The organism is Nocardia albiluteola (genome assembly GCF_018860155.1).
Taxonomy (GTDB): Bacteria; Actinomycetota; Actinomycetes; order Mycobacteriales; family Mycobacteriaceae; genus Nocardia; species Nocardia albiluteola.
The window spans coordinates 243,978-267,961 of sequence record NZ_JAHKNI010000009.1; the positions used below are offsets into that span (position 1 = coordinate 243,978).

At 68.4% G+C, this 23,984-nt stretch carries 21 protein-coding genes; 4 read left to right on the forward strand and 17 right to left on the reverse strand.

What is annotated here, in order from left to right; all coding sequences use genetic code 11:
- Positions 1-76: 76 nt before the first annotated feature.
- Complete coding sequence (locus KO481_RS26325; RefSeq protein WP_215920783.1) at positions 77-898, forward strand: acyl-CoA thioesterase; 822 nt, start codon at positions 77-79, stop codon at positions 896-898.
- A gap of 303 nt (positions 899-1,201) precedes the next feature.
- Here the strand turns inward: KO481_RS26325 and KO481_RS26330 are convergent, their stop codons facing one another.
- A complete protein-coding gene (locus KO481_RS26330) occupies positions 1,202-3,007 on the reverse strand; it encodes an APC family permease (protein ID WP_443678002.1) in 1,806 nt (601 codons plus the stop codon).
- A 130-nt stretch (positions 3,008-3,137) separates the two neighbouring features.
- Here KO481_RS26330 and pdxT point away from each other — a divergent pair, with 130 nt between their 5' ends.
- Both pdxT and KO481_RS26340 read left to right on the forward strand, forming a co-directional pair.
- Positions 3,138-3,755 (forward strand): pyridoxal 5'-phosphate synthase glutaminase subunit PdxT, encoded by a 618-nt coding sequence (gene pdxT, locus KO481_RS26335; protein ID WP_215920785.1) that lies wholly within the window; start codon positions 3,138-3,140, stop codon positions 3,753-3,755.
- Positions 3,756-3,898: 143 nt separating this feature from the next.
- The gene (locus KO481_RS26340; RefSeq protein ID WP_215920786.1) at positions 3,899-4,651 is read left to right on the forward strand and encodes a YebC/PmpR family DNA-binding transcriptional regulator; all 753 of its coding nucleotides are present in this window, start codon (positions 3,899-3,901) and stop codon (positions 4,649-4,651) included.
- Between the two features lie 108 nt (positions 4,652-4,759).
- Here KO481_RS26340 and KO481_RS26345 read toward each other — a convergent pair whose 3' ends face one another.
- The 16 genes from KO481_RS26345 to KO481_RS26420 form a co-directional block, all read right to left on the reverse strand.
- The gene (locus tag KO481_RS26345) at positions 4,760-5,404 is read right to left on the reverse strand and encodes a TMEM175 family protein (RefSeq protein WP_215920787.1); all 645 of its coding nucleotides are present in this window, start codon (positions 5,402-5,404) and stop codon (positions 4,760-4,762) included.
- A gap of 63 nt (positions 5,405-5,467) precedes the next feature.
- On the reverse strand, positions 5,468-6,994 hold the full coding sequence (locus tag KO481_RS26350) for a MutS-related protein (protein WP_215920788.1): 1,527 nt from the start codon (positions 6,992-6,994) through the stop codon (positions 5,468-5,470).
- A 271-nt stretch (positions 6,995-7,265) separates the two neighbouring features.
- Complete coding sequence (locus KO481_RS26355; RefSeq protein WP_215920789.1) at positions 7,266-8,792, reverse strand: MutS-related protein; 1,527 nt, start codon at positions 8,790-8,792, stop codon at positions 7,266-7,268.
- Positions 8,793-9,051: 259 nt separating this feature from the next.
- Complete coding sequence (locus KO481_RS26360) at positions 9,052-10,455, reverse strand: alpha/beta hydrolase-fold protein (RefSeq protein ID WP_245401577.1); 1,404 nt, start codon at positions 10,453-10,455, stop codon at positions 9,052-9,054.
- A gap of 141 nt (positions 10,456-10,596) precedes the next feature.
- On the reverse strand, positions 10,597-11,916 hold the full coding sequence (locus KO481_RS26365; RefSeq protein ID WP_215920791.1) for a DUF2254 domain-containing protein: 1,320 nt from the start codon (positions 11,914-11,916) through the stop codon (positions 10,597-10,599).
- Positions 11,917-12,008: 92 nt separating this feature from the next.
- Positions 12,009-12,323, reverse strand: coding sequence for a DMT family transporter (locus KO481_RS26370; protein WP_215920792.1), 315 nt, complete (start codon positions 12,321-12,323; stop codon positions 12,009-12,011).
- A 356-nt stretch (positions 12,324-12,679) separates the two neighbouring features.
- The gene (locus tag KO481_RS26375; protein ID WP_215920793.1) at positions 12,680-13,294 is read right to left on the reverse strand and encodes a response regulator transcription factor; all 615 of its coding nucleotides are present in this window, start codon (positions 13,292-13,294) and stop codon (positions 12,680-12,682) included.
- Between the two features lie 228 nt (positions 13,295-13,522).
- The gene (locus KO481_RS26380; protein WP_245401537.1) at positions 13,523-14,710 is read right to left on the reverse strand and encodes a sensor histidine kinase; all 1,188 of its coding nucleotides are present in this window, start codon (positions 14,708-14,710) and stop codon (positions 13,523-13,525) included.
- A 90-nt stretch (positions 14,711-14,800) separates the two neighbouring features.
- Positions 14,801-15,586 carry an ABC transporter permease gene (locus KO481_RS26385; protein ID WP_215920797.1) on the reverse strand — a complete coding sequence of 262 codons (786 nt, stop codon included), beginning with the start codon at positions 15,584-15,586 and terminating at the stop codon, positions 14,801-14,803.
- A gap of 1 nt (position 15,587) precedes the next feature.
- Positions 15,588-16,523: an ABC transporter ATP-binding protein gene (locus tag KO481_RS26390; RefSeq protein WP_215920799.1), complete on the reverse strand. Its 936-nt coding sequence runs from the start codon at positions 16,521-16,523 to the stop codon at positions 15,588-15,590.
- Between the two features lie 45 nt (positions 16,524-16,568).
- Complete coding sequence (locus KO481_RS26395; protein WP_215920801.1) at positions 16,569-16,868, reverse strand: hypothetical protein; 300 nt, start codon at positions 16,866-16,868, stop codon at positions 16,569-16,571.
- Positions 16,869-17,028: 160 nt separating this feature from the next.
- On the reverse strand, positions 17,029-18,141 hold the full coding sequence (locus tag KO481_RS26400; protein ID WP_215920803.1) for an ABC transporter ATP-binding protein: 1,113 nt from the start codon (positions 18,139-18,141) through the stop codon (positions 17,029-17,031).
- A 21-nt stretch (positions 18,142-18,162) separates the two neighbouring features.
- Positions 18,163-19,038 carry a carbohydrate ABC transporter permease gene (locus tag KO481_RS26405; RefSeq protein WP_215920805.1) on the reverse strand — a complete coding sequence of 292 codons (876 nt, stop codon included), beginning with the start codon at positions 19,036-19,038 and terminating at the stop codon, positions 18,163-18,165.
- On the reverse strand, positions 19,035-19,985 hold the full coding sequence (locus KO481_RS26410; RefSeq protein WP_215920807.1) for a carbohydrate ABC transporter permease: 951 nt from the start codon (positions 19,983-19,985) through the stop codon (positions 19,035-19,037). The genes KO481_RS26405 and KO481_RS26410 overlap by 4 nt, the downstream gene beginning before the upstream one ends.
- A gap of 1 nt (position 19,986) precedes the next feature.
- Positions 19,987-21,393: an ABC transporter substrate-binding protein gene (locus KO481_RS26415; RefSeq protein WP_215920809.1), complete on the reverse strand. Its 1,407-nt coding sequence runs from the start codon at positions 21,391-21,393 to the stop codon at positions 19,987-19,989.
- Between the two features lie 6 nt (positions 21,394-21,399).
- Entirely contained in the window at positions 21,400-22,371 is a 972-nt protein-coding gene (locus tag KO481_RS26420) for a sugar-binding transcriptional regulator (RefSeq protein ID WP_215920811.1), read from the reverse strand.
- A 114-nt stretch (positions 22,372-22,485) separates the two neighbouring features.
- Between KO481_RS26420 and KO481_RS26425 the strand changes: the two genes are divergently transcribed.
- Positions 22,486-23,916 (forward strand): mannitol dehydrogenase family protein, encoded by a 1,431-nt coding sequence (locus KO481_RS26425; protein WP_215921077.1) that lies wholly within the window; start codon positions 22,486-22,488, stop codon positions 23,914-23,916.
- Positions 23,917-23,984: the final 68 nt, after the last annotated feature.

Here is a 23,984-nt window from a genome sequence, read left to right on the forward strand (position 1 = left end):
GCCGACCGAGAGCCGGACGCCGCGCCGGGTTCGCCATCGCATAGCCTGAGCGGGTCTAATTCCGGAAGGACGGTTCATGGCGACGATCGAAGAGGCGCTGGAGCTCGAGCGCCTGGAGCGGGACATCTTCCGCGGCGCGTCCACGAAGACCCAGCTGCCCAGGACGTTCGGGGGACAGGTTGCCGGGCAGGCGCTGGTGTCGGCGGTGCGCACCGTGGACCCGCGCTATCAGGTGCATTCGCTGCACGGCTACTTCCTGCGCCCGGGCAATCCCGCCCAGCACACCGTCTACGAGGTCGAGCGCATCCGCGACGGTCGCTCGTTCTGCACCCGGCGGGTGACCGGAATCCAGGACGGGCAGGCCATCTTCACGATGTCGGCCTCGTTCCACGTCGGCGACGAGGGCCCAGAGCACCAGGACTCGATGCCGAATGTGCTTCCGCCGGACAATCTTTTGGATGCCCAGACGACGATGAGCCCGGAGCGCCTGTGGGCGATGCGCGAGTGGGAGCATTGGGACATCCGGCCGCTGCCGCAGGATCAGATCGCCCCTCGCGACGGGCTGGCCTCGCAGCAGCAGGTGTGGTTCCGCTACCGCCACCCGCTGCCCGACGAGCCGGTCTTTCACATCTGCACCCTCGCCTACATGAGCGATATGACCCTGCTCGGCTCGTCGAAGGTCAACCACCCCGACGAGCCCACCCAGAACGCCTCCCTCGACCACGCCATGTGGTTCCTGCGCCCCTTCCGCGCCGACGACTGGCTCCTCTACGACCAGAATTCCCCCTCGGCGGGTTACGGGCGCGCCCTCACCGGCGGCCGGATATTCAACCGCGAGAGGCAGCTGGTCGCCGCCGTCGTCCAGGAGGGCCTCATCCGCACCCTGCGCGAGTCCTGAGGGCTGCGCACCTCCGGACGGCGGAGACTCGTCGGTCGACGCCGCGCCCGTTGCGTTCGCGCGGTGCGAGGCACGGCGGGACGGCCCCGCGGACTATCTGCGGCGGGACTCTTCCGAGCGCTGACGGCCGACCGTATCGCCAGTCGTGCGGGCCGCGGCTGCCTCGTCCGGCAGGGACAGATCCGCTCGGCGCAGCGGCACACCGAGTTCGTCTACGGCTGCGGCGAATCGGCCACAGGCGAGCGGCTGGGCCGATCGGCTACCGGGCCCAGCTTCCGGCGTGAAGCCAGGACCCGGCCCGGATCACGAAGTCTGCACCCGTAAATGGCAGACGACCGTGTCGGGTAGGCGGCGGAGCTGGCGCTCGAGTTCGTCGCTGCGGTGGCTCGGGAGCACCCGGTCCCAGCCGGTGGACGGGTCGACCTCGGCGATCAGCACCACCTTGCGGCGGTCGGGGAAGTTGTCCCGGACGTAGCGCGCGACCGGGGCGCCAACGGTGCAGTCGCCCGCGTCGATGATCTCGAGGTGCACGTCCGGGTGCCAGGCCTCCCAGGCCTTGGTGAAGGCGGTGGTGTTCTCGCCGGGCAGGCAGACGTGCAGCGCGACGATGTCGTGGCCGAGCGAGAGGGCGGCCGAGAGCGCCTCGCGGCTCAGCTCGGACACCTCCGAGACCGGCACCACTATCACGGTGCCGGTGGCCCGGGGCGGCGCGGGCAGGCAGCCGGTGCCGCGGCGGCCGTCGATCCGGTTGTACTCCTTGCGGATTCGCTCCATGATCAGCACCAGCAGCGGCAGGACCAGCACGATCAGCCAGGCGCCGGAGGTGAACTTCATCGCGGTGGTCACGATCGCCGCGACGCAGGTCAGCACCGCGCCGAAACCGTTGAGCGCCAACCGCCACCGCCAGCCGCGGACGTGATCGCCGCGCCAGTGCCGCACCATGCCGACCTGCGCGATGGTGAATCCGACGAACACCCCGATCGCGAACAACGGCACCAGCGCATTCATATCGCCGTTCGCCGCGATCAGCAGCACCGCGGCCGAAATGCCCAGGGCCAGCACGCCGTAGCGGTACACCTGCCGGGGAGTGGCGACCGCGAACCGGTGCGGCAGGCAGTTGTCGTCGGCGAGGATCTTGGTCAGCGTCGGCAGGCCGCCGTAGGAGGTGTTGGCGGCCAGGGCAAGAAGCACGACCGTCGCGAATTGCACCACGTAGTAGGCGATTCCGTGCCCCAGCGCCGCCGCGGTGAGCTGCGAGAGCACCGTCGTCCCGTCGACCGGGTGGATGGAGAACTTGCCGATCAGCGTCGCGAGTCCGAGCAGCATCACCCCGAGGAGCACCCCGAGGGCGACCTCGGCCCGCTGCGCGCCGCGCACCCGCGGCCGCTCGAAGCTGGGCACCGCGTTCGCGATCGCCTCCACACCGGTCAGGGCGGAGCATCCGCTGGAGAACGCCTTGAGCAGCAACAGGATTCCGATGGTGCGGCTCGCGCCGAGCGTGCTCGCCGCGCTGGTCACGCTCGCGGGTTCCGACCGCAGCAAACCGGCGGCGATGACCACCAGAATGCCGGCGACGAAGACCACGGTCGGCGCCATGAACGCCCGGGCACTCTCGCGGATTCCGGCCAGGTTCAAAGCGGTGATCCCGACGAGAACGGCCAGGCAGATCCACACCGTGTACGGCAGCAGCGCGGGGATCGCCGAGGTCAGTGCCGCGACTCCGGCGGCGATCGAGACCGCCACGTTGAGGATGTAGTCCACGATCAGCGAGGCCGCGGCGACCAGGCTGGTCCGGTGGCCCAGGTGGCTGCGGGCCACCGCGTACGCGCCGCCGCCGTTCGGGAAGGCGGCGATCACCTGGCGATACGAGGCGATCAGGACGGTCAGCAGCACCACGATGGCGATCGTCACCGGCAGGGTCATGCCCAGTCCGGCGCTACCGGCCGCGGCCAGCACCAGCACGATGGATTCGGGGCCGTAGGCCACCGAGGCCATCGCATCCAGCGACAGGCCTGCCAGGCCGGTCAGCACGGTGAGCCCGCGCCCGGTGGGTGTGGTCTGCACCCGCGCTCGGTCGGCGGGCTCGGTATCCGGCAACACATCAGTCACTTGCGCGAGTGTTCCCCGATGGAAGGGACTTGTAACAGCGCGCCTACAAGATTTTGACGGTCGCGTGACCAGTACCACAACGGGTCCCGGCCGGAATCGCGCCGTCACGGGCGGCTCGTATGCTCGACTCGTGAAACCGACGATCGGAGTGCTGGCGTTGCAGGGCGACGTGCGCGAGCACTTCCATGCCCTGGCGGACTGCGGCGCCGAGCCGGTCAACGTGCGCCGCGAGTCCGAACTCGCCGCCGTGGACGGCCTGGTGCTGCCGGGCGGCGAATCCACCGCGATCAGCAAGCTGCTCGACGTGTTCGGGCTGCTGAAACCGCTGCGGCAGCGGTTGCGGGAGGGCATGCCCGCCTACGGATCCTGCGCGGGCATGATCCTGCTCGCCGACGAGGTGCTCGACACCCGGCCCGACGCGCAGTCGCTGTCCGGCATCGATATGACCGTGCGGCGCAACGCCTTCGGGCGGCAGGTCGATTCGTTCGAAACCGATCTGGACTTCGCCGGCCTCGACGACGGGCCGGTGCGTGCGGTGTTCATCCGGGCGCCGTGGGTCGAGCGCGCGGGCGAGGGGGTGCAGGTGCTGGCGCGGGTGCCGTCCGGACCGGCCGAGGGGCGGATCGTCGCGGTGCGTCAGGGAAACGTGATGGCGACGTCGTTCCATCCGGAGGTGACCGGCGATCTGCGAGTACACCGGATGTTCGTGGACATCGTGCGCGAGAACGCAGCGGCCCGGGTCTCCTGAACAGCCGGTTCGACCCCCTGTGAGGGCGATCTCAACCGCGAAGTAATACAAGTGGGACCGGGCAGTAAACTGGCATAGTTAACTGCCCGAGGCGCAGTTGACTGCCCGGATCTCGAGCACACCGACGTGAAGGAAGTAGGGGAATGAGCGGCCACTCCAAATGGGCCACCACCAAGCACAAGAAGGCCGTGATCGATGCCAAGCGTGGCAAGATGTTTGCCAAGCTGATCAAGAACATCGAGGTCGCGGCGCGGACGGGTGGTGGGGACCCTGGAGGAAACCCGACTCTCTACGACGCCATCGACAAGGCGAAGAAGAACTCCGTCCCCAACGACAACATCGAGCGCGCCCGCAAGCGCGGCAGCGGTGAAGAGGTCGGCGGCGCCGACTGGCAGACGATCATGTACGAGGGCTACGGCCCCAATGGCGTTGCCGTGCTGATCGAATGCCTCACCGACAACCGCAACCGCGCCGCCGGCGAGGTCCGCGTCGCCATGACCCGCAACGGCGGCAACATGGCCGATCCGGGTTCGGTGTCGTACCTGTTCCACCGCAAGGGCATCGTCACGCTGGACAAGAACGGCCAGACCGAGGACGACGTGCTGATCGCGGTGCTGGACGCGGGTGCCGAGGAGGTCAACGACCTCGGTGAGTCCTTCGAGATCATCAGCGAGCCCGGCGATCTCATCGCGGTGCGCACCGCGCTGCAGGAGGCCGGCATCGAATACGACTCGGCCGAGTCCGGCTTCCAGCCGTCGATGTCGGTCGCGGTCGACGCCGAGGCCGCCCGCAAGGTGTTCAAGCTCGTCGACGCCCTCGAGGACAGCGACGACGTGCAGAACGTGTACACCAACGTGGACATCAGCGACGAGGTGCTCGCCGAGCTCGACGCCTGACCTCCCCGGCAGCATTCGAAGGCCGCCCCCGCGATTTCGCGGGGGCGGCCTTCGACGTTGCGGGACCCGGATCCGGCGCACGCCGTGGCGGCGCGGGTCAGGAGGTGTTCACGCGGTCCGCGCCCGGAGGCGGCGCCTGGAGACCGCCTCGAACTGTCCCGCGGCGAACACCAGGACCAGGGACCAGAGTCCGACGGCCGGCAGGGTGAGCGAGACGATCACGGCGATGCCGGCCCCGACCACCATCGACCAGCGCAGTATCAGCTCCGGTCGGGTGATCCGGTCGCCGTCGGAAAGCAGCCGCGCGCGGTACAGGATGAGCTCCTCGACCCGGTCGACCGCCATCGTGAAGATCACCGCGAGCAGGTAGATTCCGGCCGCGAGCGGGTCCCGGTGGGAATACACGTCCAGGACCGTCGCCACCGGCAGGGCCACGATGCCCACCAGCCAGAACATGTTGACCCGCAGCAGCAGTGGCGTATAGCCGGTGGCGCGCTCGAACAGGCTGTGGTGCTCGCGCCAGAACGCGCTGATGACCGCGAAGCTGATCGCGGCGGCGAGTAGGGCGTAGCTGTTGTCGGACAGGAACTTCGAGGTGGATTCCTTCGCGACATCGCGGGCGCTGTCGACCAGGGGCAGCGCGATCAGGGTGATGGCGATGGCCACCACGGCATCGCTGAAGAACATCAGCCGTTCGAGCCCGCGCTGGGTACGCGGTCTGGCCGTGCCGGTTTCGGTGGTGCGCTCGCTCATCGTGCAAAGACTACCGAGAACTGCCCTTCGAGGTCGTCACATGGCGGGGGCGCGACCGGCTTGTCACCTACTGTGTGCAGCATCGTCCTCGGGCAGGGCGCGCGGGTCGCGGTCGAAGACCCGGTGGAAAATGTCGTCGGCGTGGCTGCCGGGCTCCGGTGGACCTGGGACGAGGCGAAATGTGCGGGTGCCGTCGGCGAGGCGTTCGGCGCGCAGGAACAGTTCGCCGGGATGGGCGGCTTCGTGACGTAGGCAGGCGAATTCGGTGAGGTGGGTGACGAAGACGAGGGCTACGCCGGTGGTCTGGAACGCATCGAGCAGTGGGGCGGCGATGCGGGCGGCGTCGCGGGCGCCGGTGGAGGCGAACGACTCGTTGCACAGCAGCAGGGATCCGGGGGCCATCCGGTCGATCAGCATACTCATGCGGACCAGTTCCTCGACGAGCTTGCCGTGCGAGAGGGTCCGGTCCTCGTCGGCGGCGAAATGGGTGAACACGCCCTCGTGTACGGGCGCCTCGAAACTGTCTGCGGCGACAAACATTCCGGCCTGCATCATCAGCTGCGCCAGGCCCAGGGCGCGCAGCAGGGTGGACTTGCCGCCGTTGTTGGCGCCGGTGATCATGATCAGCGAGCGGTCCCGCGCATCGACATCGTTTCCGACGCCGGGACTTTCGCTCGACAGGGCCAATCCGATGTCGCGCAGGCCGGAGCAGCGCGGACCCGCGGCACTCGCGGGGTGGATCACCGGCAGGCACACCGGCGCCCCGATCGCGGCCATGCGGCGGTGCAGCGTCACGCAGCCCAGGTAGAACGCCAGCTGGGTACGCAACTGCGCGAAGAACTCCTGGACGCGGTCGGTGGCGTCGCTGACCACGTCGGCGATGATTGTCAGCGCCGGATTCGTCAGCTGCACAAGGGGACTCGACTCGGCCTCGGGATCGTCGATCGCCTCGAACGCGCGCGCAGAGCGGCGGTCGAGTCCGAACCAACGGCGTTGCGGGCGGATCGGCGCGTGCAGCCGCACCTCGGCGATCTTGTTTCCGGTGGCCAGCCCCGCGCTGAAGTGCAGGCCGTGCTCGAAATCCATGGCGGCCAGCTGCCGGGAGACCGAATCCAGATAGTCGTCGTCGAGCTCGCGCCCGACGATGGTGCACAGGTCGGCGAAACCGTTGGATTCGAACTTCCCGGTATGCCGCACACACGCGGTCCGCAGCATGCGCAGGCAGCCGATCAGCTCGTTGAGCGGTTCGAGAGCAAGCAGTAACTTGCCGTTGGGCCGATGCCGGGGACCGACCTTCCATCGCCGCACTTGCGTTGCCCGCGTGGCGATCTCGTACAACTCCCGCACCGCGCCGGGATGAGCACAGCAGTCCGCGAGCACCGCGTGGCGATAGCGGATCACCGCCGGATCCAGCACACTCGCGGGCAACACCGCCCGCACCGCATCGGCAATCGCGGGATCTGCATCGCCATGTTCATCCAGAGCCATTGCGGCGCAGAGCATTTCAACACCCAGATCGTCCAGCGTGTGCTGCTCGGCACGGGCGATCCGGACCGTGACCCCGGGCGGCTGCAGCAGTGCGACTTTCATCGGGAGATCCTCGTGTCGCGGGGGTGGTCGGTCTGTCGGTGATGCGCCGTGTGCGTGAGGGAGTGCCCCGGCCGGCTGGTGCGCACCGGGTGCGGAGTGCCGGTGTGCTCGGGCTGGTGTCGCGGTTCGAGTCTCATCGGGGAGATCCTCGTGTCGCCGTGGCCGTCGGTCTGTCGGTGATGCGCCGTGAGCTCGGAGGTGTGCGCTGGTCCGGTGATACCTATCCGGTCGTTGTGGCCGGTGTGCTCGGGCCGGTGCCGCGGTTCGAGTCTCATCGGGAGATCCTGGTGGTGATGTCGTGGTAGGTGAGGCCGTGGCGCGTGGCAAGTTCGATGGCGTATGCCTGGCCGTCGGCGGGCCTGCGTTCGATTCGGAAGGTGCGGCGGGCGTCGCCGTCCGGCCCTTCCGAGGCGGTGGCTGCGACCATGCTGACCGCGGCGGGGGAGCCCTGGGCCAGTTCGTCGAAGAAGGTGACCCACAGTGCCAGCGCGCCGCGGTCCATGATCCGGTCCAGGATGTCCGCGCCGATCCGGATGGCATCGGATGTGCTTGTGGAGCTGAAACTTTCGTTCATGACGATGACGCTCTCGGCCGTCGCGCGGTCGAGGACCTCGCGTATCCGGGTGAGTTCGCCGAGCAGCCGGCCGTCGGGGTCTCCGGGGTCCTCGGCGCGCTCGAAGTGGGTGAAGATGGCGTCCGGGAGCGGGAGGCGGGCATCGCGCGCGGGGACCGGGCAGCCGAGGGCGCCGAAATAGAGGAGCTGACCGAACATTCGGGCGAAGGTCGTCTTGCCGCCCTGATTCGGGCCGGTGACGACGAGGACCCGCTCCGGCCCGGATAGCCGGAAGTCGTTGCGGACGAGCGCTTCTCCCGGCTTCAGCCGCGCGGCGAGCGCTAGGTCGAAGGCGTCGTGGGCGTGGATGTCCTGCTCCGGGCCGAGGGCCCGCGGAAGGTGCAGTGGGTGTGCGATGCGCCGGGCGAAGGCGAGATAGACCAGATAGAACTGGATTTCGCGATCGAACCGCGCCACCACGGGATCGATGACATGCGGGTGGTCGCGGGAGAATTCGTCGAGCCGGGCGAAGGCGGCGGGGTGCAGCGCGGCCACGCGGTCCAGGATCTGCTCCTCGGCCTGGTTCATATCGGCCCACTGCGGCCGCGGCCGGGGCGGCGGTGGGGGCTGGGACCCGAAGCGCGCGAATAGATTCGCGATGGTGGCGCTGTAGTCCGGCGCGCCGTCGTCCGGGCCCACCTCGACGGTTCGTCCGACAACGCGGATGCTGTAGCGGATCTCGTCCAGGCCTCGCCGGACGTCGCGGACCCGCTCGGTCAGATCGGCGAATTCGGGCCCGGACACGTAGGCGCGCAGCAGGTCTCGCCAGCGGCGCAGCCCCCGCGAGGCGATCGGCAGCTCGACCAGCCCGGCGTCCAGGCGGGCGAGTGCCTCGAGATGTCCGAGGGCGGCATCGAGGCGCCAGCGCCCTCGCTGATGCGGATGCACCAGCTTTTCGGCCTGTGCGAGCTCGCGCCGGGTCCGCCGCATGCCCGTGGCGAATTCGTCGAGGACCGCGCGCACGGCCGGGGCATCCAGATCGGCGAAGACCTCCTGCCGATAGGCCACGATGTCGCGCTCGCGCACCGGCGCGAAAAACAATCCGGCCAGGTCGTAGTCGTCGCCGAAGCGCAGCACCGCGGCGAGCACCCGGTCGATGCCCAGGTCGGAACGGGCGGTGTCATCTACCGGAATCGGTGTGATGACAGCTGACGAATCGGGCCACACGATGCTGAATGCCTGCATCTCTGTCCCCCCGCTGGCGAATCCGTAACCGGCCGAACCGTGCCCGTAAGGCAGGCTAAATCCATTACTTACCGGCCGTCAAGTAATGAATCTGCGCCGTGTCGCCGGACACGGTTGCCGTTGTGCCGGGATCGCCCACCCGGTCGTCTCGGCATCGACGTCCCGTCGCCGAACGCAGCTCCGGCACGAACGCTCGTCTCGTTCGTGCCGGAAGTGGTGGCGCCTGAAGGGCTATGAAGTTCTCGGACGACGGGCGGCGTCAGCTGTTCGCAGGCACCGGCAGCCCGACCCGCGCGGTCACCCAGGCCAGCGACGAGTCGAACGCCGCCTCCGCGAACTGCCAGGTGTGCCCACCCTGTGTCGTGTGGATGGTGCACTCGATGCCGACCTTCTTGTTCTCCGCACAGAGCTTCTCGGCCGCGCCGACCTCGCTGTTGCCGCCGCCGCCCATGTCGTCCTGGCCGCCCTTGCCGATCTGATCCTCGCTCACCTTGGGCATTGTGAAGCCCTTGGGCAGCTTGGACCGGTCGAAGTGCGTCGCGGTCAGGTCGTCGTAGAGGCCGGCGATGCCGGTGTACTGGCCGTGCTTCTGCATCACGGTCATCGGATCGAACTGCTCCCACAGCGCTTCGTTGCCGCCGTACAGGCGCTTGACGGTCTGATCCTTGGTGCCCGAATCGGGGCCCACGTCGCCGGCGATGTCGACGAAGGTGTGGAACAGCTCGGGATGCATCACCGTCAGATCGACCGCGCAGGTGCCGCCCATCGACCAGCCCACGACCGCCCAGTGCGCGGGATCGGCGGAGACGTTGAAGGTCTTCTCCACGTACGGCACAACATCTTTGGTGAGATGGTCGGCGGCATTGCCGCGCGGGCCGTTGACGCACTCGGTGTCGTTGTTGAAGGAGCCGCCGGAGTCCGCGAACACCAGGATCGGGGCCTGACCGTTGTTGGCCGCGGTGAATTTATCGATCGCCGGCATGATCTCGCCGCTGCGCATCCAGTCGCCGGGGGTGTTGAACTCGCCGCCGATCATCAGCACCGCGGGCATGCTGGGCGGGGTCTTCCCCGCGAACCACGCCGGGGGCAGGTAGACGTATTCGGTGCGGTGCTTGAAGCCGCTCGCGGTGTCCGGGATGTCCATCGGCACGATGACGCCGGTCTTGGGGTTCGTATCGCGCATCCCGGCCAGATCGGCCATGTCCGTCTGGTGTGGCAGCGGTCCGGCGGTGAGCGCGCTCCAGGCGGACTGCACCGTCGGGTAGTAGCCGACCCACTGATTGATCACCACCGCGGTGCTGGCCACCGCGAACGGGATGGCGAGAATCGCGGCGACCCGCTGCCACCAGCGCGCGCGGGGCCAGCCGATCACCGCGACGGCGATCGAGCCGACCATCAGGCCCACGCTGATCCACAGCAGTAGTGGCGCCGGATCCGAGGCCAGGCCCTGGTTGTTGGTGTACCACCAGCCCGCGAGCGCCCCGGCCACTCCGAGCACGACGGCGATCGGCAGCCGGATGTACCACCAGCGCCGGGTCAGCCGGACGATAGCGATGATCAGCAATACCACCGCGATGATCTCGATCGTCAGCGGTAACCAGCCGTGCAACAGCGAGACGCCCTTGTGGAAGCCCCCGAACTGGTTGATGTGGGCCGTGGGCATCTTCGGCGCGGGGGGAGGGGCCACCGCGCCGGGTGTTTGTGTGGGCGTTGTCGTCACGTCCGTCTGCACTGGTAACACGGCTGTCATTGTTGACGGCCTACCTCGAGGTTTTCTGTGAGGCCCCTATGAGGGACCGGAAGATCAACTCACCGCCGCCAGCCGGTCGCGAAAGACCTCACACCGGCGCAGCACGTCCTCACGGTCCGCCTCCTCCGAAATCGACACGGCCACTTGGCGTTCGATCATCGCGGCCTGTTCGACCACGACCCGGCGGCGCGCGGGGTCGTCGGTGCGATCGAGGATCTGTGCCAGCGCGTCCAGCTCGCGGATCATCACCGCCGGCTGGCCGACTCCGGACTGGCGGATCTTCTCGAACGCGCGCTGCACCAGGCGCTCGTAGCTGACCTGCGCGGCGATGACGCGGATATAGCCGTCCCGGTCGCGGCGCACCGGATTCGGATCCCATTCGACGGCGATCTTGGACAGGCAGCCACCAAGCCAGTCGATGCAGGTCAGTGCCGTGAACGTGTCATTGACCGCGGGGGAGAGGGCGCGCAGGCCGATCTCCACGATCTGGTCGATGCCGAAGGACACGTCCTGCACCAGCGTGCGCATCGATCCGGTGACGTGCCCCCGCGCGAAGTCTTCGGCGATCCGCGGGGCGGCCTCGGCCGGCCACACCGTGGCCACCACCTGCCCCTCGGTGAGGAAATGGCCGGGCCGGTTCGGCAGATGGATGACCGCGTTCTCGGCAACGGCCAGTCGCATCAGCCGGTCGTAGCGGATGTACTGCAGGTATCCGCTGCTCGTGGTGCGCACCTCGCCGCCGGATTCCGCGATCAGCGCCAGCAGTTCGACGGTCGAGGGCCCGCAGGCGGGGGCCGTTTCGGCGGTGTCGAGGTTGGCCTCGACGGCCGTGTTGACCTCCCGGGCGATGTCGGCGATCACGTTCGGCAGCTGGATCTGCCCGGCGATGTGGTTGATGAAATAGATCAGGACGCCCAGATCGAGCACCATCGACGCGATCGACACCGTGGTGCTGATGTGCGGCACGAAGTCCTTGCCGATCACCACCAGGGCCGCTGCCGCGTAGACGAACGTCGCGACGAAGGTGCCCAGGGTGACCTGGGTGCCGCGGTCGCGGATGAAATTGCGCAGCATCCGCGGCCCGAACTGGGTCGAGGCCAGGGTCAGCGCCACGATCGTGATCGAGAAAACGACACCGACGACGGTGATGATGGCCGCTGCGATCGCGGTGAGCACCTGCCTCGCGGCATCGGGGGTGCCGCCGATCACCCAACTGGGGATGCGGAACGCGCCGCTGTACGCGGCGCGATCGAGGGCACAGGTGATCGCGAACAGGACCACGGCGCCGAGCACTTCGAGGGTCGGGACGAACCACAGATTGGTCCGCAGCTTCTCCCGCCGCCTGTCCGCTTCGAGATAGATACCACCACGCACGGCGAGCTCCTTATACTCCCGCCGACCAGCCTTCCCGGCACACCTTGATGGAAAATTTACACCCGATCGTTGCGGGAGCGAAGGGACCTGGGTCAGTGATAGACCTTCAGCCCGACCACGCCCGCGATGATCAACACTAGGCACAGGATACGGGCGACGGTGGTGGACTCGCCGAGCCAGATCATCCCGACCCCCGCCGTGCCGACCGCTCCGATGCCGACCCAGACCACGTATCCGGTGCCGACGGGGATCGTGCGCAGCGCTACCCCCAGCCCGGCCATGCTGAGCGCAAGGGTGACTACGAAAACAATGCTTGGCACCGCGCGGCTGAACCCGTGCGACTTCTCCAACGAGATCGCCCACGCGGTCTCCATGAACCCGGAAAGAATCAGCAGCAACCACGACATCACTGCACCGTAGGCGACGCGAGGCCGCGCACGACGCAGCAGCGCGACTTGTCACGAGGTATCGCGCCCCCGCCTCCCGCGCTCGTTCCCCGCAGCACGGGTTGACCGAATGTGACATCCGCTCAAATCAATTGATGGTCCTCCGCTTCTACGGAGTCGGTCGCTGACGCCCCGGCTGCGGAGGTGGGCGTGCACCTGATCGCGATCGATCGCCCCGGAGCCTGTCGCGCGCAGCACCCCGCCGCGCGCGGCATCGAGATCGGGCCGGTCGTGCAGCGACAGCGTGCTACCCAGCTCGGGTTCGAACGCTGCGTAGGGCGGTTCCGGGGCCTGGACCTGGGGCGTGAGCCCGACCGCTACAACCAGCCACGATGTTCGGCGGTGCGGATGGCCTCGGCGCGGGTTTTTGTGCCGGTCTTGCCGATGGCCGCGGACAGATGGTTGCGGACGGTGCCCTCGGACAGGTGCAGGCGCGCGGCGATGACGCCCGCGGTGGAGCCGTCCGCCGCGGCGGCCAGCACCTCGCGTTCCCGGGCGGTCAGGGGTGAGGTTCCGGCCGTAAGCGTCTCGGTGGCCAGCGCCGGATCCACTACGCGCAGGCCCAGATGCACCCGGCGCACCGCATCGGCCAACTCCCGGGCAGGGGTGTCCTTGACGACGAACCCGCTCGCGCCGGCATCGATGGCGCGGCGCAGATAGCCGGGACGGCCGAAGGTGGTGACCATCAAGATCCGCACCTGCGGATAGTTCGCATGCAGCAGCCCCGCCACCGAAATCCCATCGGCCCCGGGCATTTCCACATCCAGCAGCACCACATCCGGCGCGCTGCGCTCGACCGCCGCGAGCACCTCGTCACCCCGCCCGACCTCGGCGACCACCTCCAGATCCGACTCCAGCCCCAGCAGCGCGGCCAGCGCGCCCCGAACCAGCGCCTGATCGTCGGCGAGCAGCAGCCGGATCACCGCAGCCACCGCCTCACCGCAGCCACCGCCCGGACACCCGCGTGCCGCCCATCGACTCCTCGCCCTCCCGATCGCTACGCCCGCATCGTCGTCGACGACGATAACGCCCGGTGCCGTACGCAGCACACTATCGGGCCGAGGCCACTCGGTTCCGATGTGGCTCGGCACGACGCAGGCCGGGACCGCCGGGGCTGCGGGCCCGGCCCGCCGCGCGATCATGCGGGTCGGGCGGCGAACTCACACCTCCGGGAAGGTTGCGGTCACCCGGACGCCGCCGCCCGGTACCGCCGCCAGCGTCAGCGTGCCGCCCTCGGCGCGCACGCGTTCCCGCAATCCCGCCAGACCCGAACCGAATTCGGCGCCGGCGCCCATGCCGGTCCCGTCGTCGCGCACCTCGATGCGAGACGGGCTCACCAGCACCGTGCAATGGCTGGCCGCACTGTGGCGCACGATATTGGTGACCGACTCGCGCAGCACCCAGCCGAAGACCGGGCCGTATTCGCCAAGGTATTCGGCATCCGGCAGATCCGCCTTGATTCCCGCCGCGTGCAGGGCCGTTCGCGCATTGGCGAGTTCGCCGGCCAGGGTCACCTCACGCAGCCCGCCGACCGTCTCGCGGACACCGGCCAGTGCCTCCCGCGCCAGCCGTTCCACATCGGACATCTCGGTCTTCGCCCGCTCCGGGTCGAGATCGATGAGCCGCAGTGCCAGTTCGGTTTTGACGGTGATCACGGTCAACGAGTGGCCTAGGATGTCGTGCACGTCGCGGGCCACCCGGTTGCGGTCCTCGACGATGGCCAGCTGGGAGAGCTGACGCCGGGCCAGTTCGACGCCACGTCGCCGGCGCAGCCCGATCTCCCGGCCGCTCCAGATGACGATCGGGAGGACGACGGCCACGTAGAACTGCGCGCCCCCGGCGCCCCACTGTGGTCGCAGCAGCGGCACGATCACCATGATGAGCGAGAACGTGACGACGAAACGCGCGGATTCGCGCGACGGCAGCACGAAGACCGACATCGTCGCGACGTAGGCGAGGGTCAGGATGCCGATGCCACCCAGCAACGCCATCGTCGCCGCACTCAATACACCCAGCACGGCCAGCAGCAGCCACGCCCGCCGGTCCGTCGTGCGCCGCCCGACCCCGTCCTGCCAGCCGGGCTGCGGGAACAGGACGAACGATGCGGTGATCGCCGTCCCGAAGGCGATCAGGCAGACTCCCGCGGCGACCGCCCGCACCTCCTGCCCGTCGGCCCAACGCCGGCCGATCGGCGTGAACAACCCGAACAGCCACGCGGTGGCCATGAACCCGCCGAACCAGCCGCGCCGCACCGGCGGCACGTCCGCGGTCGGCCCGGCACTCGCGATGTGATCCATGCCACCGGACACCAGCCGCCGCACGCCGCCCCACCAGGATTTCATCGGCATCGACCGTCCCATTCCCGCTGCCTGGACATGCACAGACGCTAACGCCCGGTGCGGGATTCCGCACCGGGCTCGGCGGACGGCACGCCACGGTCAGCGGGCGGTATCACGCCGGAACATCAGCGCCGCGCCCCCGGTGAACACGGCCGCCCAGAACACCACGTTCACGACGGCGAGCGCGACAACGACGCCGCTGCTGTGCTCGAACGGCAGCCGGGCCAGGGTTGCCAGGCCACCGGTGGGGAAGATCCTCGACACCTGCAGCGCCCAGCCGTGCAGCGGGATGAACGCCCCGCCCGCGAAGCTGAGTGCCGCCAGGACCAAGCTCAGGATCTGCACCACACTGGCCGGGGGGAGCAGATACCCCATGAACAGTCCGAAGGCGGCGAAGATCAGCGACCCGATCCAGGCCATCGCGAAGCAGCCCACCCACGCGGCGGCCGGCAGTCGCGCGCCGACTGCCGCACCGACGGCGAATACCGCTGCGACGGAAAGAAATCCGAGAACCATCGCCAGCATCAGTTTGGTCGCGATATACAGGACCGGGCGCAGCGGGGTGAGCCGCAACTGCCGGCTCCACCCCGCGGCCCGCTCCAGCGCCACCGCGGCGCCGCCGCTGGTGGTGGCGAGCATCGCCCCGTAGAGCGCCATCGACACCATCGCATAGGCGGTGAAATTCCCGGAACCGTATGCCTGGCTACGCAATCCGGACCGGGTGCCATAGGACAGGAAGATCGCCGGCGGCAGCACCAGGGCCACTATCAGGGTGCGCTTGTTGCGTATCGCCTGGCGCAGCTCCAGGGCGAAGAACCCCCAGCTGAACCCGCCGCGGCGGGTTCGGCGGGCGGGCAGGGCATTGTCGAGGGCAGAAGTGCTCATATCAGTTGTCTCCGGTGAGGGCGAGGAAGGCATCCTCGAGGTTGTGGCCGGTGATCTCGAGGTCGACGGCCGGGGTGGCGGTGATCAGATAGCGGGCCACGGCGTCGGAATCCCTGGCGTGCACCAGGACCCGGTCGCCGCGCTGTTCCACCTCATCGACACCTGGCAGGGCCAGCAGCCGGGCCTGATCGGCGCCGGGCAGGGTGGCGCTGACGACGCGGCCCGCGGCGAGATTCTTGATCGCGGCCGCGGTCCCATCGGCCACCACTGTTCCGTTGCGCATCAGAATGATTCGGTCGGCGTAGGCGTCGGCCTCTTCGAGGTAGTGGGTGGCGAAGACAACCGTGCGTCCCCGGCCCGCGTCGCGGCGGATGGCGTTCCAGAAGGCGCGCCGCCCCTCCACATCCATGCCCGCGGTCGGCTCGTCGAGCACCAGCAGGTCCGGATTCGGCAGCAGTGCCAAGGCGAATCGAAGACGCTGCTGCTGGCCACCGGAACATTTGCCGATCAATCGGTCCGCGATCCCGTCGATACCCGCGCGGGCCAGCACCTCCGCGACCGGGCGCGGATCGGCGTGCAGGCTCGCGACCAGCCGCACGGTGTCCGTGACGGTCAGGTCCGGCAGCAGCCCGCCCATCTGCAGCACCGCCGAGATCCGGCCGCCCGCAATCGCTTCCGCCGGTGTCCCGCCGAAGACGCTGATCTGCCCGGCGTCCGGGCGCAGCAGGCCCAGCAGCATATCGATGGTGGTCGACTTCCCGGCACCGTTGGGCCCGAGGAAGGCGACGACCTCCCCCGGCGCGACGACCAGGTCGAGCCCGTCGACCGCGCGGACCGCCCCGCTGGAGGTGTGGAAGGTCTTCTCGAGGCCGCGAATCTCGATCGCCGGCACGGCGGCGACCCGGTTCGCCGAGCCGGAGGTCAGTGCTGATGTCATGGTTCAACTCTCGCGGGCGGCGCGGGTTACCACCTCCCCTGACCGTCACGACTCATCCATGACACCTGTCATGCTCCCCATCAGGAACGGCGACGACAGCACGGTGCCGATCACCATCGGCCGAATCAGCTTGTAGGCGATGGCGACTCCGCCGAGGCACTCGGTTTGAGCGTCATCCGGGGAATCTGCTGGCGCGATCGGAAGGGGGCGGCCAGCCACGTTGGAGGTGGGTTGGCGATTGGGCTGTACACAAGCCGTCACCGCCGCACGCTGGAGCCAGCATGCGGCATAATTCGTGGCAGATTCGTAGAGACAAGCCCCGTGATCGGCGAACCCACTGGTCACGGGGCTTGTTCTATTCTGAGCGGACGAAAGCGCGCGAATGTGACATTCGGTGAACCCACCCTCCTCCGTCGAGTGCACCTCGAGAGCACTGGGCGAACCGACCGAATGCCACGTTCGCTTCATTGATTCGAGCGCATGTGACATTCGGTCGGCGGAGGGCTCAGTCCTCCAGGCGGTCTCCGCTTGCCGGATCGAACAGGTGCACCGCCGCGGGATCGGTGATGTGCAGCGAGACCGTCTCCGCGAGGCGGGCCGGGGCGCGCTCGGCCGACCGCGAGACAAAGATGACGGGCTCGCCGTCCAGCCCGAGCACCGGGCCGCCGGGAACGCGGGTGTAGACGTAGGATTCGCTGCCGAGCTCCTCGACCAGCTCCACGCTGACCGTGAATCCGCTTGCGTCGCGGCGCAATTCGAGATGTTCGGGCCGGATGCCGAGGATGACGGTGTCCAGCCCCGCCGCCGCGATGCGGGTCATGCGCTCCCGGGGCAGCTCGACGGTGACGCCCGCGATGTCGACGCCGCCGGTGACCACGGGCGCGGTGCACAGGTTCATCGACGGCGAACCGATGAACCCGGCCACGAACGCGTTGGCGGGGCGGTCGTACAGCGTTGCGGGCGTACTGAACTGCTGCAGCTTGCCATCGCGCAGCACCGCCACCCGGTCGCCCATCGTCATCGCCTCCACCTGGTCGTGGGTGACGTACACGGTGGTGGTGCCCAGGCGGCGCTGCAGCGCGGCGATCTGGGTGCGGGTCTGCACGCGCAGCTTGGCGTCGAGATTACTCAGCGGCTCGTCCATGCAGAACACCCGCGGCTCGCGCACGATGGCCCGGCCCATCGCCACCCGCTGGCGCTGTCCGCCGGAGAGCTTGGCCGGCTTGCGGTCCAGATACGGTGTGAGCCCGAGCAGTTCGGCCGCGTCGGCGACGCGGCGCTTGCGCTCGTCCAACGACACCTTCATCATCTTCAGCGCGAAGCCCATGTTCTCGCCGACGGTCTTGTTCGGATACAGCGCATAGTTCTGGAACACCATGGCGATGTCGCGGTCCTTGGAGGGGACCCCGACCATGTCCTGGCCGTCGATGCGGATGCTGCCGCCGTCGATCTCCTCGAGACCGGCGAGCATGCGCAGGGCGGTGGACTTGCCGGAGCCGGACGGCCCGACCAGGACGATGAATTCGCCGTCGGCGATGTCGAGGTCGAGCGAGTCGACCGCGAGGGTGTCGGCACCGGCGTAGACACACGAGGCGCTGTCGTAATGGATGGTGGCCATGGGGTTACCTCACTCGAGCTCTTATTTGATGGCGCCGAAGGACAGTCCGCGCACCAGCTTGTTCTGCGCGAACCACCCGGCCAGGACGACGGGCAATGCGGCCAGGGTCGCCGCGGCGGACAGCTTGGCCCAGTACAGGCCCTCGCCGGTGATGAAGCCGACCAGGAACACCGGCATCGTCTGGGCCTGCACCGCGGTCAGGTTGACGGCGAAGAAGAATTCGTTCCAGGAGAAGATGACGCAGATCAGCGCCGTCGCGGCGATCCCGGGGGAGACCAGCGGCAGGATGACCTCACGCACCGCGGTCCACAGGCTCGCCCCGTCCATGCTCGCGGCCTCCAGGAGTTCGCCGGGTACCTCCAGGAAGAACGAGCGCATCATCCACACCGCGATCGGCAGATTCATTGCCGTGTAGAGGATGACGAGGGTCCAGATGTTGTCCAGCATCCCGATGTCCCCGACGATCACGTACAGCGGGATGATCGCCGCGACGATCGGCAGCATCTTGGTGCCGATGAACCACATCAGCGCGTCGCGGGTGCGCTTGATCGGGCGCAGCGACAGCGCGAACGCTGCCGGAATGCCCAGCGCGAGAACCAGAATCGTGGACGCGATGGTCGCGAACGCCGAATTCAGCAGGGGTGTGCCGATGCCGCCGGAGAATACCGACGAAAACTGTTGCAGCGTAGGGACGAAGAACAGCTTGGGGGTATTGGTGTAGGCGTCGGCCTCCTGTTTGAAGGCCGTGAGCACCATCCACAGCACCGGGAAGAACATCGCGATGCCGACCACCCAGGCCAGCACGCCCCAGCCGATTCCGGCTCGGTTCCGCTTGCGGCGCACCGGAACTCGTTGTGCCGCGGGTGGTGTGGTTGCGGGAGCGGTGGTGGTTGTCATGCCGCTTCCTCCTTGCCGGTGAACGAGGTGAACAGCAGTCGCAGCGCGAGCGTCGCGACGACGGTGGTACCGATGACGGTGACCACGCCCATGGCCGCGGCTTGGCCGATGTCGAAGCCGAGGAAGGCGCGCTGATAGATGTAGAACGGCAGGTTCGAGCTGGCGATGCCGGGCCCGCCCTGGGTCATCATGTACACCGAGTCGAAGGTGTTGACCAGGTAGATCGCCCCCAGGACCGAGCCGAGTTCGATGAAGCGGCGCAGATGCGGCAGCGTCAGCTCACGGAACACCTGGACCGAGTTGGCCCCGTCGACGCGGGCGGCCTCGGTGATGTCGCGCGGCATGGACTGCAGGCCCGCCAGGATCAGCAGCATCATGAACGGCGTCCACTGCCAGACCATGTCGGCCATCACCGCGGGCAGCGGGAATTTGCTCACCCAGTCGAGCTGGCCGACCCCGAATGGTTTCAACAAGAAGTTGACCAGGCCGAACACCGGATCCAGCATCGTGGTCTTCCAGATCAGCGCCGCGGCAACGGGAGTCACCAGGAAGGGCGTGATCAGCAGCGTGCGGACGACCCCGCGGCCGAGGAAGGCGCGGTCGAGCAGCAGTGCGAGCAGCAGCCCGAGGACGACCGAGATGACGACGGTGCCGACGATGAGAACGATGGTATTGAGCGTGACCGACCAGAACTGGCTGTCCCGGAACACATCCGCGTAGTTGCTCAACCCGACGAAGTGCCGGGAGCCGGGCCGGACGAGGTTCCAGGACTGCGTCGAGTAGTACAGCGTGAATACGAACGGGACCTGGGTGACCACGATCATGAAGATCAGGGCGGGCAGCAGCGGACCGCGCCGGCGCCAGCCCTCGGCGCGCGAGATCCGTTGGGCGCGGCGGACTATTTCCGACGGTGGGGCGGCGGCGGGGGCCGCGGTGGTGACGGACATGCTACTGATTCCCTCGGTACGACTTGCCGACTGTCTCGGCATACTGCTGGGATTGCTCGAGCGCGGTCTGCACGCTTTCGCGGCCCGCGATCGCGGCGCTGAGCTGCTGGCTCACCCGGGTGCCGAGATCCTGGAACTCGGGGATGGCCAGGAATTGGATGCCGGTGTACGGAACCGGTTGCAGCGTGGGATGTTCCGGATCCACCGTGGACATGGCCTGCAGCGTGACCGGGCCATATGCCTTGGACGCGGCGGCGTATCCGGGGATCTGATACGTCGAATTGCGGCTGCCGGGCGGCACGTGTGACCAGCCGAGCTTCTCACCGACGTGCTTGATGTACTCCTTGCTGGTCATCCAGGAGATGAATTTCCATGCGGCATCGGGATTGTGGCTGGTCTTGGGGATGCCCAGCGACCAGGTGTAGAGCCAGCCGGAATTCGGCTTCTGCTCGATCGGGGCCAGCGCATAGCCGATCTTGCCGACCACCTTGCTGGACGCGGGATCCTCGAGCACGCCGACCGCTGAGGTGGCGTCGTACCACATCGCCGTGTCGCCCTGCGAGAGCTGCGTCGCGCATTCGCTGAAACCGCTTGTCGCCGCACCGGGTTCGCCGTAATTGTGGACGAGGTTCACGTAGAAGTTCCAGGCCTTCTTCACCTCTGGGCTGGTGAGCTGGGCATGCCAGTTCTGGTCGAACCAGCGCCCGCCGAAGGTGTTGACCACCGTATCCAGCGGGGCCAGCGACTCGCCCCAGCCCGGATTGCCGCGCAGGCAGATGCCCGAGTGCCCGTGCGCGGGATCGTTGAGCTTCTGGGCGAACTGGGCCACCTGATCCCAGGTCGGCTGGTCGGGCATGGTGAGCCCGGCCTGCTGGAACAGGTCCTTGCGGTACATCAGGAACGAGGACTCGCCGTAGAACGGCACCGAGTACATGTCGCCCTTGTACGACAGCGAACTGCGCAGGGAGGAGATGAAGTCCTGCGGGTCGTAGCCGGGGCTGCGGGCCTGGTAGGGGGACAGATCGGTGAGCCAGCCGTCCGCGGCCCACTGCGGGGTCTCGTAGTTGCTGATCATCACCACGTCGAATTCGCCGCCGCCGGTCGCGACCGAGGAGGTGATCTTCGCGCGGGCCTCGTTCTCGGACAGCGAGACGAACTTGAGCTTGATACCGGGATTGGCGCGCTCGAATTCGCCCGAGAGCGAGATCGCGTCCTGCATCTGCGAATTCGAGACCATCGCGATGGTGACCGTTCTTCCGCCGCCGGAGGTGAACGAACCCGCGCCCGCGCAGCCGGTGAGCGTGAGCACACCTGTAACCGCCAGTGCTGCAAGGCTCTTCACGCGCCCGCGACGACGCAGGGGGCCGTTCTTGTTTCGGGGCTTGATTCCGCTGGGCCGGATCTTCATGGGGCCTCAGCCCTCCTTCTTTTCCAACAGCCATCGCGCGCAGTCGATGTCGGTGACCAGGATTGTGGCCAGCCCGCCGCGCAGTGCGCCCAGGACGGCCTGGCGTTTGGCGGCGCCGCCGGAGATCAGCAGCGTGGTCGGGCAGGCGCGGATCGCCTCGAGCGATACCGACACCGTGCGCGCGGCGAGATTTCCCGGCACATCGGTGCCGTCGGCGCGGAAGAAGCGGCCGCCGATCTCGCCGACCGCGCCCAGCCCGCGCAGCTCGTCGAGCAGGGCGGTATCGAGAAAGCTCCCCTCGAAAAGGGTTCCGGCGGTGGACGCCGCGCCGACCCCGAACATCATCACCTCGGCGGCGCGGCCCAGGGCCATCGCGCGACCGAGCACCGAATCCTGTTCCAGCGCGGTCACCGTCGCGGCGTCGGCGTAGAGGGGAGCGTGCAGCCGGACGGGGGTGGCCCGCAGCTGGGTGGCGCAGCGGCCGAGGGTGAACTCGACGCCGGTCTGATAGTCCGAGGCGGTGAGCGAGCCGTCGAGCTGGACGACGGTGGCGCAGCGGGCCGAATGCGGGCCGAGCGCGGTGGCGATCGCGATCGTTTCGGGGCCCCAGGTGAATCCGAGCGCGGACTCGGGCCGCAGCCGCCGCGCCAGCACCGACACCGCGGCCTCGGCGAGGGGGGCCAGGCCCGCGTCGGGTGACTGGCCCAGCACGACCACCTCGGTGAGCCCGAAGGCGGCCTCGAGCTCGCGCTCGACCTCGGTGTGCACGGCGGCGCTCAACTCCTCGGGGACCACGATCTCGATGCGGACCAGGCCCTGGGCCCGGGCGCGGGCGATCAGCCGCCCGGCGGTCGGGCGCGAAACCCCCAGGACGGCGGCGATTTCGGCCTGCGTGGCGCCCTCGAGGTGGTAGAGGCGCGCGGCGCGCAGGGCCAGCCGGACATCCTCCGGATTGCTGGGCCGGGGTTCGGGGGCCACGACGCTCCTCACCGTTGAGCGATCACCGCATCGGTATGCCGCGTGAACATTTGCTCACGGGGTGATCTGTTGCTCACGTACGGTACCATCGCGAGTGTGACGCACACAACACTTATGCGAGCCGGCTACGACCGGAGCGGACTGACCACCGGCATCGTGCACTTCGGTGTCGGCGGATTTCACCGCGCTCACCAGGCGATGTATGTCGACACGTTGCTCGGGGGCGGTGGTGCGCGGGACTGGGCCATCTGCGGTGTCGGTGTGCTGCCCGGCGACCGCCGCATGCGCGACGTGCTGACCGCGCAGGACGGGCTGTACACCCTCTCGGTCGTCGAGCCCGACGGCTCCTGGGACACCCGGGTGATCGGTTCGATCGTCGAATACCTGTATGCCCCCGACGATCCCGAGGCGGTGCTGGCCAAGCTCGCCGATCCGGCCACGCGCATCGTCTCGCTCACCATCACCGAGGGCGGCTACGGGATCTCCGCGGTCTCCGGCGAATTCGACGCCTCCGCCCCGGCCGTCGCCGCGGATCTCGCGCCGGGGGCGGTGCCGGGCACGGTCTTCGGGCTCGTGGTCGAGGGGCTGGCGCGGCGGCGCGCGGCCGGGATCGCACCCTTCACCGTGATGTCGTGCGACAACATCGAGGGCAACGGGCACGTCGCGCGCCGGGTGTTCGGGGCATTCGCCCGGCTGCGCGATCCCGCGCTGGGCGACTGGGTCGAGCAGCAGGTGCGATTCCCGAATTCGATGGTGGACCGCATCACCCCGGCGACGCCGCCCGACGCCGCGGCCGAGGTATTGCGGCGTACCGGCATCGAGGACGGCTGGCCGGTGGTCACCGAGCCGTTCACGCAGTGGGTGCTCGAGGATTCGTTCACGCTCGGGCGCCCACCCTACGAGCGGGCCGGGGTGCAGGTGGTCGCCGACGTGACCCCGTACGAGCTGATGAAGCTGCGCCTGCTCAACGCGAGCCATCAGGGCATCGCCTACTTCGGGCACCTGTGCGGGTATCGCCTGGTGCACGAGGCCGCGCAGGACCCGCTGTTCGACCGATTCCTGATGCGGTACATGGACCTGGAGGCCACCCCGACGCTGCGCCCGGTTCCGGGCGTCGATCTGGACCTATACAAGCGCACCCTCATCGAACGCTTCGCCAACCCCGCCATCGGCGACACCATCGCCCGCCTGTGTGCCGAATCCTCCGACCGGATCCCGAAATGGGTGCTGCCGGTGATCCGCGAGCGCCTGGCCGTAGACGGGGAGATCGAATGCGCTGCCGCGATCGTGGCCGGCTGGGCCCGGTACGCCGAGGGGGTCGACGAGCAGGGCGAGCCGATCGAGGTCGTGGACCGGCTGCGCGACGAGCTGATGCCGCTGGCCCGCCGACAGCGGGCCGAGCCCACGGCATTCCTGAGCGCGCGTGAGGTTTTCGGTGATCTGATCGAGGAGCCGCGTTTCGTCCGGGCGTACGTGTCCGCGTTGGAATCGCTGCACGCAAAGGGAGCGCGAGCGACGCTGGCCGATCTTGTCGGGAACGAGTAATAGACGGCGGCGGTGGCGGCGCGCCCGTCGTGATGTCAGGCCCGTCGCCGCGGGCGCCCGGGTGACGC

Coding starts and splice junctions, on each gene's coding strand:
- KO481_RS26400 (WP_215920803.1), bottom strand. CDS start 18,141: ATGGCCACCATCCATTACGACAGCGCCTCGTGTGTCTACGCCGGTGCC.
- KO481_RS26355 (WP_215920789.1), bottom strand. CDS start 8,792: ATGCAGGCATTCAGCATCGTGTGGCCCGATTCGTCAGCTGTCATCACA.
- KO481_RS26410 (WP_215920807.1), bottom strand. CDS start 19,985: ATGTCCGTCACCACCGCGGCCCCCGCCGCCGCCCCACCGTCGGAAATA.
- KO481_RS26425 (WP_215921077.1), top strand. CDS start 22,486: ATGCGAGCCGGCTACGACCGGAGCGGACTGACCACCGGCATCGTGCAC.
- KO481_RS26380 (WP_245401537.1), bottom strand. CDS start 14,710: ATGCCGATGAAATCCTGGTGGGGCGGCGTGCGGCGGCTGGTGTCCGGT.
- KO481_RS26390 (WP_215920799.1), bottom strand. CDS start 16,523: ATGACATCAGCACTGACCTCCGGCTCGGCGAACCGGGTCGCCGCCGTG.
- KO481_RS26345 (WP_215920787.1), bottom strand. CDS start 5,404: ATGAGCGAGCGCACCACCGAAACCGGCACGGCCAGACCGCGTACCCAG.
- KO481_RS26350 (WP_215920788.1), bottom strand. CDS start 6,994: ATGAAAGTCGCACTGCTGCAGCCGCCCGGGGTCACGGTCCGGATCGCC.
- KO481_RS26415 (WP_215920809.1), bottom strand. CDS start 21,393: ATGAAGATCCGGCCCAGCGGAATCAAGCCCCGAAACAAGAACGGCCCC.
- KO481_RS26385 (WP_215920797.1), bottom strand. CDS start 15,586: ATGAGCACTTCTGCCCTCGACAATGCCCTGCCCGCCCGCCGAACCCGC.
- KO481_RS26325 (WP_215920783.1), top strand. CDS start 77: ATGGCGACGATCGAAGAGGCGCTGGAGCTCGAGCGCCTGGAGCGGGAC.
- KO481_RS26340 (WP_215920786.1), top strand. CDS start 3,899: ATGAGCGGCCACTCCAAATGGGCCACCACCAAGCACAAGAAGGCCGTG.
- KO481_RS26370 (WP_215920792.1), bottom strand. CDS start 12,323: ATGTCGTGGTTGCTGCTGATTCTTTCCGGGTTCATGGAGACCGCGTGG.
- KO481_RS26360 (WP_245401577.1), bottom strand. CDS start 10,455: ATGCCCACGGCCCACATCAACCAGTTCGGGGGCTTCCACAAGGGCGTC.
- KO481_RS26405 (WP_215920805.1), bottom strand. CDS start 19,038: ATGACAACCACCACCGCTCCCGCAACCACACCACCCGCGGCACAACGA.